The organism is Desulfosediminicola sp. (genome assembly GCF_048381775.1).
Taxonomy (GTDB): Bacteria; Desulfobacterota; Desulfobulbia; order Desulfobulbales; family Desulfocapsaceae; genus Desulfopila; species Desulfopila ganghwensis.
Window position 1 is genome coordinate 232,031 of the sequence record NZ_JBLXGE010000001.1, and the last position, 13,936, is coordinate 245,966.

9 protein-coding genes are annotated in these 13,936 nt (G+C 49.3%); 1 reads left to right on the forward strand and 8 read right to left on the reverse strand.

Annotated features, from left to right (window positions below):
- Window positions 1–41: 41 nt before the first annotated feature.
- The 8 genes from ACN5NT_RS01020 to ACN5NT_RS01055 form a co-directional block, all read right to left on the reverse strand.
- Complete coding sequence (locus ACN5NT_RS01020; RefSeq protein WP_419174166.1) at window positions 42–1,775, reverse strand: sigma-54 interaction domain-containing protein; 1,734 nt, start codon at window positions 1,773–1,775, stop codon at window positions 42–44.
- Between the two features lie 218 nt (window positions 1,776–1,993).
- The gene (locus ACN5NT_RS01025; protein ID WP_419174167.1) at window positions 1,994–2,611 is read right to left on the reverse strand and encodes a nitrite reductase; all 618 of its coding nucleotides are present in this window, start codon (window positions 2,609–2,611) and stop codon (window positions 1,994–1,996) included.
- A gap of 65 nt (window positions 2,612–2,676) precedes the next feature.
- Complete coding sequence (locus ACN5NT_RS01030; protein ID WP_419174168.1) at window positions 2,677–3,411, reverse strand: sulfite exporter TauE/SafE family protein; 735 nt, start codon at window positions 3,409–3,411, stop codon at window positions 2,677–2,679.
- Window positions 3,411–4,862: a sigma-54 interaction domain-containing protein gene (locus ACN5NT_RS01035; RefSeq protein WP_136796152.1), complete on the reverse strand. Its 1,452-nt coding sequence runs from the start codon at window positions 4,860–4,862 to the stop codon at window positions 3,411–3,413. Before ACN5NT_RS01035 ends, ACN5NT_RS01030 begins: the two co-directional genes overlap by 1 nt.
- 344 nt (window positions 4,863–5,206) lie before the next feature.
- A complete protein-coding gene (gene hpsH / locus ACN5NT_RS01040) occupies window positions 5,207–6,133 on the reverse strand; it encodes a (2S)-3-sulfopropanediol dehydratase activating enzyme (RefSeq protein ID WP_136796151.1) in 927 nt (308 codons plus the stop codon).
- A 247-nt stretch (window positions 6,134–6,380) separates the two neighbouring features.
- Complete coding sequence (hpsG, locus tag ACN5NT_RS01045; RefSeq protein WP_136796150.1) at window positions 6,381–8,858, reverse strand: (2S)-3-sulfopropanediol dehydratase; 2,478 nt, start codon at window positions 8,856–8,858, stop codon at window positions 6,381–6,383.
- Between the two features lie 103 nt (window positions 8,859–8,961).
- The gene (locus tag ACN5NT_RS01050) at window positions 8,962–10,848 is read right to left on the reverse strand and encodes a TRAP transporter large permease subunit (protein ID WP_167495681.1); all 1,887 of its coding nucleotides are present in this window, start codon (window positions 10,846–10,848) and stop codon (window positions 8,962–8,964) included.
- Window positions 10,849–10,938: 90 nt separating this feature from the next.
- Complete coding sequence (locus tag ACN5NT_RS01055) at window positions 10,939–11,949, reverse strand: TRAP transporter substrate-binding protein (protein ID WP_136796149.1); 1,011 nt, start codon at window positions 11,947–11,949, stop codon at window positions 10,939–10,941.
- A gap of 1,115 nt (window positions 11,950–13,064) precedes the next feature.
- On the opposite strand from ACN5NT_RS01055, the gene ACN5NT_RS01060 reads away from it, so the two are divergent.
- A complete protein-coding gene (locus ACN5NT_RS01060) occupies window positions 13,065–13,895 on the forward strand; it encodes an amidohydrolase family protein (protein ID WP_136796148.1) in 831 nt (276 codons plus the stop codon).
- The last annotated feature ends 41 nt before the right edge of the window (window positions 13,896–13,936 follow it).

Consider the following 13,936-nt stretch of genomic DNA (forward strand, 5'->3'; position numbering starts at 1 on the left):
CATCTGGCTTGTCACACCTGGAGGCAAAACACTGGTCAACGCTACAGCGAGATCACCTCACTGTTGATATTATACCGCTGGGCTTTCCTGACGATGGTCGACTGGCTTGTTTGCAAAAGCTTCGCCGCCTTGTACGTGCTTTTGCCTTCAAGCAGAGCCTCCCGTATCATTCTCTCTTCCAGCTCTTCCACAGCCACTTTGAGGCTTTTCGGTTTAAATGCTTTCACCACTGATGCTGCCTCTTCGGGCATCAACCTCATGTGGTGTTCGGGCAATTCATCAACATCTATCAGGTTACTTTCGCTCATTGCCACCAGCAACTCTATACTTGCCCGCAACTCCCGCACATTGCCAGGCCAACGATTATTCATCAGCAAATTGATCAGGCCTATGGACATAGTCTTGTACAAACCGTACTTTTCGTTTGCCTGTGCCAGAAAATGGTTAATAAGGCTGGGTATATCTTCTTTTCTCTCACGCAGGGGAGGGATGTTTACCACCAGCACTCGCAGCCGGAAAAATAGATCTTCCCGAAAAGTACCCTCCTCGACAAGCGAGGTCAGCTCTTTGTTGGTAGCCGCAATTATCCGTACATCAGGTATGAATTGTTTGACCCCGCCAAGACGTCGATAGCCGACTCCATCAAGCACGTGGAGCAGCTTCACCTGCATCTGCAGAGGTAGTTCCGCAATCTCATCGAGAAAAAGAGTGCCATTTTCGGCCAACTCAAACATACCAGGCTTACCCTTCTCCGAGGCACCGGAGAAAGCCCCAGGCTCATAGCCAAACAGTTCCGCCTCCAGGAGATCAGCTGGGATGGCACCGCAGTTAATGGTGATGAACGGGTCATTCCTGCGATTGCTCAGATCGTGAATATTCGTGGCAGACATGGTTTTGCCTGTGCCCGTCTCGCCCAGCAGCAACACAGGTGCATCCACCTTGGCTGCCCGTTCTATGGTGCGCTCAAGATGAATAGCCGCAGAGCTCGTGCCACGATGATCATAATTCCTGCTTTCGATATTTTTCAGCTTTTCACGGTACAGCACCGCCTCCTGCTCTGCCCGAACCAGGCGGGACTTCAGAGACTCCATCTCACTGATATCGCGAATACAGGCAATCACCCGCCACACTTTCCCCTCAGCGTCAAAAACTGGCGTCGAAGTATTCAGGCAGCGTACCCCATCGGAATAATCGTCGAACATCGTCACAGGCTGGCGATTTTTCAATGCCTCCAGGGTAACACAGGTAGAAGTCAGCCCAAGGCTCACCGCTTCGGTGACATGCTTGCCAACAACCTCCTCCGCTTTTACCTGGGCAATGCGTTCCATCGCCTTATTCACTTTGATAGTCACGCCGTTGCCGTCAATTACCCAGACACCGTCATGCATATTATCGAAGATTATCTCCAATTCCTTGCCGGCAGCGACCGACTCCTCAAAGCTGCAGGCAACAGTGAGTTTATGTCCAAAAATGGCACGAATGTTGTTTTCCCTATCCAGCCAGTGCCATGAAAGAATAAAATCCCTGCCGTCCAGCGAGTACATTACTGCAAGCCCCTCTGTGGACTCCTGCAGAGGCTTTGATACACTTTGGGCATTGATCTCCTGTAGCTGCAGCAGAAGAGATGTGTTTACAGCAGAATGGTGTTCGCCGATGAAATAGCTGGCAAAACTCTCATTGCTGTTGATAATCCGCCAATCCTCACCACCGCAAACACAAACGGCCAACTCTTTCTGTATGGTCAGGGCATTCTCGGCCCAAATGGTTCGATCCATGATTCGTGCCTTCATTTCTACAGCATCATTCAATGCAGTTTTCCAAACAATCTTTTCGCCAGCTATAATAGGTTAGGCATATTCACTTCCACCTGAGCAAACAGTATCTACCGATCTCAAACAGCTAAACACTTCCTGGGCATTGGGTTGTGGCTGACTGCGGTGGTGTAAACCGGTCAGACACCCACAACCCTACGGTTCACTCAATTACAGAGTGATTACACTTCAGCAAAAGGGAACTCCGGATCATTGAGCAGTTTAAAAATCCGCTGTTTCTTCCCGGTTTTCGCATCGTGAAAATCAACAAGCTTCTCAACAATATCAAGCATCTCGTTCTCATCGACTTTTCTGGCAATCCGCCTACCGGCCTCCGGTGCAACGCCGCCCTTGCCACCTGCATAGATATCAAAACCATTACGGGTGGTGATAATGCCGATATCAGTGTTTCTCGGATTAGAGCAGCAGGTGGGGCAACCAGATATAGCAACCTTGAACTTGGCCTTGACGTTTTCCCTTTCGCCAAAACGATCCATAATCAGCTTACTGATCTCCGAAGTATCACCTATCCCAAGGTTACAGTGTCCATTACCCACACAGACCCTTGGCAATGGGAATTTTCCTTTTTCCTTAAAAACCGCACCGAGTGCAGCCAACTCTGCCTTGATCTCATCGACCAACTCAATTGACACATTGTTAAGACGAAGATTTTGCGCAGTGGTGAGATACAATTCTAATGAATGCTTCTCAGCAAGTTCATTGGCAGCTTTCATAACAGCAAGCGGCAGACGGCCGGCAGGCACCATCACAATGATGCTTGAGGTCTTTCTTTCTTCCATCTCTTATTCCTTGTTTGCTTCAGAATGAACATAGGTGAATACAGCGATTGAACACAACATTTTGATCACTGCAAAATGGCAGTGGCGGCAATATTACCACCCATGAGGAAAAGTGCCAGAAATAGTACTTTACGGTACTGAGCTTCTGCGAGAAACCCCGAAATCCATATGCCGATTTTAGAACCAATAAGCACCGCCGGAGTCGCCACAAAAAAGTTGGTGATAACGGTTGAATGGATCAAGCCGGTCATGAATTGCGCCCCGACTATAATCACCCCAGAAACGATAAATGCTGCACCTATAGTGCCTCTCACAGCTTTGGCCGGACAACCGCTATAGGCGATATACGCCACCATTGGCGGACCATTGACTCCAAAGGCCAACCCCATGGCTGCAGACAAGACCCCTGCCAGATATCCCCATGAATTTTTTACAACCCGTTCCCCGGCTTCGCCTGCTAAAAAGAGATTCCACAGGGCATAGCCTGCGACAAAACTCCCCAGGGCCACTTTCAACCAGGTTTCCGGCAGGTATTTCAGCACCACGACACTGAGCAAAGCTCCCGGTATCAGGCCAACACCTATCTCTTTCACATAGTCCCAGCGGATGTGTCTCCGGAAAATCCAGGCGACCTGGACATTTAAGGTCAGCACTGTCAACGTGCAGGCAGGAACAGCTATGGCCAGGTCGACCGAGCCGGCAACGAGCGGCATGGCAATCATCGCCGCTCCAAACCCGGCAAGACCATTACCAACCCCGGCGGCAAACCAGGCAAGGGCAAATATCAGGACTTCAGGCATCAGTTTTTCAGGGTCTCTTCGCGCATTTTTCTAAAAAGAGTGGTCCTGTTAATCCCAAGCGCGGCTGACGCCTTGGTGACAGAACCCAGCTGGTCGATGGTCTTCTGAATTACCTGACGTTCATATTCAAGAACAGCCTGCTTCAGGGTTTTCCCACTCATATCGAACAGCCCGGCCTGCATGGCTTCAGCTTCAGGAAAAGGGACGGAACCAGTACCAGATGCCTCCTCCGGTTGTATACGTTGCTGATAGTATGCGGCTTGCATACATGGCGCCAGATCATCCGGGTCTATCTCGTTACCCTGGCAGGTGACCACCAGACTCTGAGTAGCATTTTCCAACTCACGAATATTTCCAGGCCAGCGGTAGGCCATAAAAATTCGCATTGACTCCGGATGACAGGTTACTTCCTTTTTATATTTTCTATTGAACCGTTCCAGAAAATGGTAAATAAGGCCGGGGATCATCTCCGGATTTTCTCTCAAGGGGGGGATATCGACCACAGCTACCCGAAGACGATAGTAGAGGTCGATACGGAAATTGCCTTTTTCCACTTCTGCCTCAAGGTTCCTGTTGGTAGCTGCGATGATACGTACATCAACTTTTTTCGGGGTCGAGGAGCCGACCCGCACCACCTCCTGGTCCTGCAGGACGCGCAGCAGCTTGGCCTGCATGGGCATGGGCAACTCGCCGATCTCGTCAAGAAAAATGGTGCCCTTATGGGCCATCTCGAAATGACCCATCTTGCCCTGGCGGTTTGCACCGGTAAATGCGCCCGGTGCGTAACCAAACAGCTCAGATTCTATCAGGGTCTCAGAAATGGAGCCACAGTCAACCTTGAGAAACACCTGATCCTTTCGCAAGCTACTCTCATGAGCCATACGGGCAAACCAGTCTTTACCTACACCGGTCTCCCCCAGCAGCAAAATGATGGCATCAGTAGTTGCAACGCGCTTAACCAGATCAGCGATTTCATCCCGCTGATTTGAAGAGTACGGGCTCTCACCGTCCTTATTGGATGTGGTTATACTCTCGATATGCTCATGGTAGATCGAAAGCAACTTCTTCTGCTCTTTGATCTGCTCACGCATCTGCCCCATCAGCGTGACATCGCGAACCGTGGTGACAACCAAAGCTATTTCTTTGTACTCGTTGAAAACTGGTGTGCCGCGCAGAACCACACGTTTGCCGTTTCCAAGCACCTGGAGCTCGGTCACCGGTTCACGTTTCTCAATTACCTGTGGGTTGACAATGGCGTTGAAGGTACCTTCATCAAGCAGATCGCGGACGTTTTTGCCCACAAGTTCCACTGCTTTCAAGCCAGTAAGCCGTTCATAGCTTGAATTGACATGTAAGGTCATGCCCTCTTTATCGGTCACATAGAGGCCATCATCGAGCGTCCCCAGGACACCCTCCATATGGTCAGACAGTTTCTGATGATATTCGTACATAATTCCGGCAAATTACTTATAAGCACATCTCGTTTATTAAGCCACAAACTGAAGACCGGGAAGCCTCACCGGTTCAACCACAATGTAGCAGTTAGCAACCGGTATAACCTAGCATCTTTTTACAGTTCAAGAAACAGTCAATTCCTTCAAAGCACGTAACAACAGACGTATAACTTCATATCCCCTGAGAGAAAGGGACAATTTTGCAACTAAAAAAAATGTGGCAATGCCAAAAGATCAGCACAGCCACATGGTTGAATCATATATTTTCTCGTTATCGGTCCAAACCGGGAGAGTTCCTGTTCTACGCTCTGAATCAAAGCCTATCAGCTTGCTGAATGCACTTACTTCACCTCAGCACCGGCATCAATTGCCGCTTGTCTCAATCGCAGATATTTTTCGTTTTCCAGTGCGACCTCGCCCATCGGATACTCGAGCCCTATATTGGTGTATTTCTGGGTACCGAGGCGATGATACGGGAGCAGCTCAAATTCCACATTCAGCTCTTTGATAAACGCCGCAATTGCCTCAATCTCCCGGGTAGTGTCATTGAAACCCGGAATTACAGGAGTACGAACACGTATTGGCAGTTTAGGATACATCTCTCGCACTGCCTTGATATTTTTCAGTATTATTGCATTATCGACATCGGTAAATTCTTTATGGAGTTCACTATCCACACATTTAATGTCATACATCAAAAAGTTTATAAATTTGCATGCTTCAAGAAGAACCTCTTCACCAACATAACCACAGGTCTCCACCGCAGTTTTGATGTAACGGCGTTTTGCCTCCTGCAGCAGGGCAAGAGCAAAAGCTTTCTGGGCCAGTGGTTCACCGCCGCCCAGGGTCAGACCACCGCCGGAACGTGCATAAAAAGAGGCGTCTTTTTCAACCTGATCAATGACATTTTTGGCTGTCATCTGCTCACCATAAACAATCAGCGCACCAGCCGGGCATACATCTGCACAGGCCAGGCAGTTCGTACAGGAACCCCACTCCACGGTGACTTTATCATCATCTCCGCGACTCAATGCACCTACTGTACAGACCTCGGCACAACGAACACATTCACTGATTGAGATACACTTATTCCGGTTATAGGCAAGCTGTGGCTTATGTGCCTGTGATTCGGGGTTACTGCACCAGCGGCATGAGAGCGGACAACCTTTTAAAAAGACGACTGTACGGATACCCGGCCCGTCATGTACCGAGTACTTCTGAATATTAAAAATGCAGCCGCTTGTATTCTGAATTTCTTTATAGTTCATGATCGCTCTCGACTCTTCTCCCCACCAGGCAGAGGTGGTCACCGCATAAATTCACGGCTATTACTTTGAAAAGAAATAAGTAAATTTCTGTAACGTATACCTGCAACCGGTAAGCAATCCTCCTTATAACGAGGGATTGCTTACCGGTTCTCCGACTCAGGCTGAACATTCTCCTGCCGGCCCTGACATCCTGGACAGGGATTGAGTTAAACGGGCCGGCAATAAAGTCCGTTCAAACTGAGGTCGGTTAAACAGTCTCGTGCTCGGTACGAGCAATGAGATCGTTCTGCAGATCCGGGGAGAGATCTACGAAGTAGGCAGAGTAGCCTGCGATACGAACGATCAGACTCTTATATTTCTCAGGGTCCTTCTGGGCTGCGATAAGAGTAGACTTGTTGATAACGTTGAACTGAACGTGCCACAACTTGAGATCGCAGAAGGTTCTGATGAAGGAAATCATCTTGTCGGTTCCCTCCTCACCCTCCAGACACTTCGGAGTGAACTTGATGTTCAGCATGCGTGCTGCACGATCACGGTGTCCATAGTTCTTGGAATTGTAGTTCGAAAGAAGAACGGAAGTCGGACCGGTTTTATCTGCTCCATGGGAGGCGGAAGATCCGTCAGAAAGCGGAGTCCAGGCGTAACGACCGTTTGGAGTCGCACCAACCACCTTACCGAAAGGTACATGGGAGGTAAACGGTACGTAACGGATATCGTTATGCATGCCAAGCTCTTTGGAGTACTTCTGGCCGTAGAGCACGTTCATCTCATCAATCTTGCAACCGATTTCGTCCGCATACGGATCATCATTACCGTAGCATGGAGCGGTCATCAGGAGCTGGCGGACATCTTCCTTGCCCTCAAAGTTGCACTCACACGCCTCGATAACCTCAGCCATGGTGATTTTCTTCTCTTCGAAGACCAGCTTTTTAATTGCAGCCAGGGAGTCAACCAGGGTTCCGAGACCCATATGCTCGAAGTAACCGAGGTTAATGCCCTCAGGGATCTGCGGGGTGTGCAGGTCGAGGCAATGCTTCATACAGAGATCATGCATGGAGCTGCCAAGAGGATGTGCAAAGTGCTTGGCGCGCAGATTATTGATCACATACTGCTGATAAAAAGCGGTTTTCAGGAACAGCTCGTGGTGCTTGACGTATGCCTGCCAGAACTCTTCCCAGGTTTCAAACTGGGTAGGATCGCCGGTCTCAAGACCAAGCATTTCCTCGCCATGCTTCTGCATACGGCCGTTCTTCAGGGTCATCTCAAGGGCTGCTACAAAGTTGATGTAGGCACCACCGGAGGTGTAGGTGTCACGATTCGGCATACGCGCTTCGGTACAACCGGAAACCGCGTAATCATACGCTTCCTGGAAGGTTGCTCCCTTGGACACGTAGAGTGGTACCACTTCCTCGTCGTTGATCAGCTTCGGAAAGCCGGAACCGTCCTTGATGGTCTCGGCAACGTCAGCCAGATAACGCTCTGGTGAGCGGGAGTGGATACGTGCAGCGAGATCCGGGTAGTGCAGCGGGAACTCACGCTTGGACTTCAGGAACAGATAGGTGAGTTCGTTGGTTGCGTCACGGCCATCCGGGGTCTGGCCACCGATGGTAACCGCCTCCCAGTGGGCATATCCTTCATTAAACGCACCACCAGTCGGCGATACGTAGAGGTCGATGAACTGCGCCATGCCAACCCAGAGACACTCAAGGAGTTCAAGAGCCTGATCGTCATCGAGGATTCCAGCCTCAATATCTGCCTGGTAGAATGGGTAGAAGTACTGATCCATACGACCGTTGGAAACGATGGTGCCGGTCTTCTGCTCGATACGGGAAAACATCTGGGTGAACCACTGGGACTGCACAGCCTCGTGGAAGGTGCGTGCTGGATGCTCAGGCACACGCTCACAGATGTCGGCCATCTTGAACAGCTCCATCTTACGGGTCATGTCGGTCTCTTTCTCTGCCAGCTCACGGGCGAGAACAGCGTGGCGACGTGCCCAGGTAATGATGGCATCACAGACAATAACGATTGACTCAAGGAACGGCTTTTTCTCTACATTATCAATCGGTGAGAGTGGATCAAGCGCCTCCATCTTGTCCAGTGCTTCCTGCTTGATACCACCAAAACCTCTCTTGAGTATCTTCTCGTAGTCATGTACCCACTGGATGGATGAGCGGAAAGAAGAAGTCTCGTTGACGATAAAGCGGGAAGCGAGCCCTTCAGGGTCGTCGTAGCTCAGCTTGTGGACTTCCGGCGGAAGTGCGGCATTCAGCGCCTCGTGGTAGGTCTTACCCTTCCAGTATGGTGCGATCTCCTCAACAACAATTTTTGCGTCTTCTTCAGAGATTGAAAACGGAGACTCGGTACGGCTCGGCAGATCCTGTACAGCAACATCGAGGAAGTCGCCATCAAGCTCAGGGTAGAGCAGGCCGTAACGACCCTTTACGCCACCACGCCCGCAGATCAGGTTATCTTCATCAATATATACGGTGATGTTTTCTGCAACATGCTTCATCGCCTTGGCCCAGCGCAGGCAGAGCATCTGACCTTCGGTTTCCTGCATGGACTGGGTGAAGTAGCGGGCACGTTCTATATCGATTACCGGGCGCACACCGTCGAAGGTGTCGAGAATTTTGAAAACCCTGGCGTGGGATGCGCGGTAGATATCTTCTTTTCCTTCTATCTTATCCAAGAGTCTCTGCTCATGAGGGGAACAGCATTGCATAGCAATCTCCTTGCGATTTTTTTTTGGGTAGATCTTTACATGATCATGGAAGGGATCGGAAAAAGGGGTAACGAACCTTCCATGACCTGATTGGTATCACATCTTATTTGACAAACAGTAACGGTACAGACGGGAAGTATGTGATTAACAACAGTACTGCAATCATTATGCCAACCATCGGCAAAATGGCCTTGGCCAAATGTTGAATTTTTGCCTGGGCAACCCCGGAGGCCACGAAAAGGTTCACACCAACAGGCGGAGTAATGAAACCTACAGCGAGGTTAACCACCATCATGATGCCGAAGTGGACTGGATCAACTCCGACTTTGATAACAATCGGCAGCAGAATCGGAGTGAGAATAACAATCGCTGCCAGGGCCTCCATGAAGGTACCGACAATAAGCAGCAACACGTTAATCATGAGTAGAATCATGATCTTGTTCTCAGTCAGCGAAAGCATGGCAGCGGCAATAGTGGCAGGAACCTGCTCGATGGTCATGATGTTGCCGAAAATGGTTGCCATGGCCATGAGGATAATAACGAGAGCTGAGGTGGAGCAGGCCTCAACGAAGGCCGGAGCCAGGTTTTTCAGGTTCAGCTCACGATAAACAAAGATTCCTACGACAAGACCATAAAAAGCGGCCAGGGCGGCTGCTTCTGTGGGGGTCATAATGCCGCCATAGATACCACCCAGAATAATGACCGGTACCATGAGGGCCCACTTGGCATCCCAGAAGGCCTTGACGAAGGTGCCAATGCTGCGCTCCTTCTCAACTCCTTTCCAACCGCGCTTCTTGGAGTACCAGTAGGTATAAAACATCAGGGCAAAACCGGTCAGCACGCCTGGCACAATACCGCCCATAAAGAGCTTGCCGATGGAAACCTGGGCTGAAACACCGTAGACAACAAATGGGTTACTCGGTGGAATCATAACGCCGATGGCGCCGGCCGCGGCAACGATACATGCTGCGAAGTATTTATCATACCCTCGCTGCACCATCGCAGGGATGGTCAGAGAGCCAATCGCGGCAACAGTTGCGGGGCCGGAACCTGAAATGGCCGCAAAAAACATACTGGTGGCAATTGCGGCAAGCGCAATACCGCCTGGTAGAGAGCCGAGTACTTCGTCAGCAAGATTGAGCAACCTTTTAGAAAGACCGCCGGCACCCATGAACACACCCGCTGCGATAAAGAACGGGATCGCCATAATAGGGAAAGAATCAATGGAGGTAAAAGCGATCTGGGCAACATATTCAATAGGCAGGGTGCCTGCATTGATGATTGTCGCGGTGGCAGCGAGACCAAGGCTTACTGCGATGGGAACCCCGATTACCAGAAAGAGCAAAAAATATCCAAAAAGGATAGTCAGCACAGACGCACTTTCACTAAAATAGGCAGGAAGAGCAATAACAACAGCAAGGGCCACACCGATCAGTGAATCAACAATACCGCACTCACGTACCTGCTTATAGAGGTCCTGAAACAAGCGAAGACCCATCAGGCCGAAACCAAAAGGCAGAATCAGATACGGAATGAGATACGACATTCCTGTGCCGGGCGCGACCTGGGGGAATTCCCTCAACATATATATATTCTGAAGCCCCATGTAGAAAACAACAGCCACCAGGGCGAAAAAGCACAAATCAACAACGATCCAGCTAATACCCTGGAATCGCTTAGGCAATCTATCAAAAACTATATCAACACGGATATTCTGTCGGGTCTTAATGGCCAGCGGAATTGCCAGATAGGAAATCCAGATAAAAATAAATCGCGCCAGTTCTTCGGTCCAGATAGCGCCCGCCGCATTGGTAGAAAAATGGGCACCGATATAGCGATAAAAAGTCTGAAAGGTGATTATGAGAATGATTGCAAGCATACCGCTAATCAGAAACGGTTTCTCGAAATTCTCATCAAGCCAGTTCAGAGCGGCGGTCAGCTTGTTTGGATGTTCTTTAACAGCCTCTCCGGCAGTTATATGAGCGTTCATGGCTTCTCCTCAATTCTACATTTTCGACGCAAAATCCCGACAGATGCCTAAAACAATGCACCTGCCGGGATTAGGGAAATACTCTTTTCTTTACTTCTGAGTAGCCTGAACAAGCTCCATCAGCTCAGCAGGAATCTGTGGGGTAAACTCGTCCCATACTGCTCTGGTTGCCTCTACAAACTCTGCACGCTCTTCGTCGCTCAGATTATGAACGGAAATGCCCTGATCGGCAAAGGCCTGGGTGGCCTTTTTTTCGAGGTCGGCAGTGATGGAACGCTGATAATCGAGTGCATCCTTACCAGACTGCACCAGAACTTCCTGAATATCTGCCGGCAGAGAATCAAACTTCCTCTTATTCATCAGCAAGATATGCATAGAGTAATTATGCTCAGAATTAATCGCATATTTCAGAACTTCAGTATGCTTCGCGTCATTAAGAAGAGAGAAGGTGTTGCCCTCGCCCTCGACAGTGCCCTGCTGAAGTGCAGTGTACACCTCACCCCAGGCAATAGGGGTTGGGTTCATACCGAGCTTTGCTGCAACAGCCACCTCAACAGGGGAAGCTGTGGTACGAACCTTCATATTACTGAAATCACTAAGACTTTTTATTTCTCTGTTGGCTGAAACAAAATTACGGTAACCGTACTCGCTGTACATGATTGGCTTCAGATTGATGCCTTCAAGCTCCTTGTCGAGGAAGTCGCCGAGAGGACCATTATCCAACGCATCGTAAAGGTTTTGTTGATATTTCGGGCTAGTGACATATGGCAAATCAAATACCATGAAAGCCTTTGAAAAATTCGCCATATTGGGAGAGGAACTGGATGCAAGGTCGAGAGTACCCCGCTGAGCAGATTCCATGGTTACGCGGTCGCTACCAAGCATCGCGTTGCCAAAAAGCTGCACACGAACTTTCCCTTCAGTACGCTCCTCAACGAGTTCCTTAAACTTCTCATATCCCATGGTTACGTTGTTGCCAGGTGCCATTGGGTGACCAAGTCGCAGGGTGATTTTTTTGGCATAGGCGCTTGCACTCATGCCAAATACCATTCCTGCTGCCAAAAGGGTTGCCACAACCTGTTTTTTGCTGAAAAAGCTCATAATTTCTCCATATAAAATCAATTGTTTTGTAAACGGACTAAAACCGCACCAAATCACACTGATACTTCCAAACCTCACAGGCCATTTCGCAAAAGCCATGCCAGTTGACAAAACTTATCTCAGCGCGAATGTGCTGAAAACGTATCGCATTGAATATACATGGTGAAGAAAACCTCTATTATGCGCGTCATTACGTTTGATTAGGCCGTCGACACCCCAGGACCGTTCTTGAATCGTTCAAGCATGGAAAAGAAACTGATTGAGAATCACTATCACAAACCATGCCAGGTAATGGGAATTACTCCCAACTACTCAACGCTCTAGCTGTCTATCTGCACAAGCACTGTTGCATTCACGCAACATCCAGCATCATTCCCAATGAGTTGAGCCAGATAGACACCTTCTACCATGTTGCAATTCGGCATCATGATGCTTTTCCGCAACATCCAAACCCTGTTGCTACATCTTCAAGCAGCCACTATTTCTTATACTAATACAGTCCCCTGCCTTCCTGCACAGCTGCGAAACCTGTAACCACTACAAACTACAGCCCTGCAACTTTCAGGCGATCCTGGCTCAGCATCTCTAGTCGCGCCTGCCAAGCCAAACCTCTCTCACACCACCTCGGGCAGAGCAACAAGATCCATAACATCTGCCACAAAACTCCCAAAACAATAAAACAACCTGGAATACCCCCATAACTATTTGGCGCTGCGTTACAAACCCAGACATGTTGCATTTTCAGGACAGTCGTTGCACTGTCGCAACACCAGTTGCCTACAAGCCACAAAATCCCCTGCAGCACAGTACGTTCAAGCGAATCACCCGAACAACAACACCCGCAGCATCGCTGCACATACGCAACCATGTTTCACCCATGCAACCCGCAGTGTTTTTCCCTGTTGTTCTTGTTGCCGGAAGTTTTCACTCCAGCCAGCAAAACCTTTCCTCTCGTCAGCAAAAATCAAACTCGATAATCTCACATTAACAGGCTGTTAGTATCATCACGAAAGCAACACCTGTGGAACAGCAACAAATTAAGGCACACATCTTGCTCAAGTACCGGTGACAAACAGTACAACGTCCACGGGACATAACGAATAAGGAGTAGACCGATGAAGATTATAGATTTTCGCTTCCGGCCCAATACCCCGGAGGTTATTGAAGGTATAAAGAACAGCACAATGTTCGCAGGACTCTGCAAGGCAATCAATTTTGATGATCGTCCAATCCAGAGCCTTGAAGAGATTGTTACCGAGCTTGATGATAGAAATGTAGAAGTAGCTGTAATAACTGGTCGTGACTGCGAGAAGACCTACGGCATCCCCGCTAACAACGGCAGCGTTCTTGAGTTTTGCGCAGCGTATCCTGAAAAATTTATCGGTTTTTACGGTCTTGACCCCCACAAGGGAATGGATGCAGTGCGCGAATTGACCAAGGCTGTGACGGAACTTGGCATGAAAGGTGCGGCTGTAGACCCCTACCTCGCGAAACTCTACCCTAACGATGCCAAGTATTACCCCATTTACGCCAAGTGCTGTGAGCTGGAAATCCCTGTCATCTTCACCACCGGCCCTGCCACACTGGTAGAAGGCGCGGTTATGGATCACGTAGCCCCGCGCTATATTGATTTTGTAGCCCGCGACTTCCCGGAGTTGAAGATCGTCATCAGTCACGGTGGCTACCCATGGGTGAATGAAGCGATATTTGTTACCCAGAGAAATGCCAATGTCTTTCTTGAAGTATCGGAGTTTGAGCTCTCCCCGCAGGCTGACGCATATATTCAAGCAGCAAATACTGTCATTCAGGACCAGTTTATCTTTGCAAGTGCCCACCCTTTTGTGGAGCAGAAGCATGCCCTGGAAATATATGAGTCATTACCTTTCGATGAAAAGGTTCGGGAAAAGGTTATGTATTCCAATGCCAAGAGGCTGCTCGGCCTCTAGGCCGACGCATCTGTGAAAATTGCGGGACGTCGTTGCAGAAA

Bases quoted from the DNA above. Each gene is read 5' to 3' on its own strand.
- ACN5NT_RS01020 (WP_419174166.1), bottom strand. From the start codon at position 1,775: ATGGATCGAACCATTTGGGCCGAGAATGCCCTGACCATACAGAAAGAG.
- ACN5NT_RS01025 (WP_419174167.1), bottom strand. From the start codon at position 2,611: ATGGAAGAAAGAAAGACCTCAAGCATCATTGTGATGGTGCCTGCCGGC.
- ACN5NT_RS01030 (WP_419174168.1), bottom strand. From the start codon at position 3,411: ATGCCTGAAGTCCTGATATTTGCCCTTGCCTGGTTTGCCGCCGGGGTT.
- ACN5NT_RS01035 (WP_136796152.1), bottom strand. From the start codon at position 4,862: ATGTACGAATATCATCAGAAACTGTCTGACCATATGGAGGGTGTCCTG.
- hpsH (WP_136796151.1), bottom strand. From the start codon at position 6,133: ATGAACTATAAAGAAATTCAGAATACAAGCGGCTGCATTTTTAATATT.
- hpsG (WP_136796150.1), bottom strand. From the start codon at position 8,858: ATGCAATGCTGTTCCCCTCATGAGCAGAGACTCTTGGATAAGATAGAA.
- ACN5NT_RS01050 (WP_167495681.1), bottom strand. From the start codon at position 10,848: ATGAACGCTCATATAACTGCCGGAGAGGCTGTTAAAGAACATCCAAAC.
- ACN5NT_RS01055 (WP_136796149.1), bottom strand. From the start codon at position 11,949: ATGAGCTTTTTCAGCAAAAAACAGGTTGTGGCAACCCTTTTGGCAGCA.
- ACN5NT_RS01060 (WP_136796148.1), top strand. From the start codon at position 13,065: ATGAAGATTATAGATTTTCGCTTCCGGCCCAATACCCCGGAGGTTATT.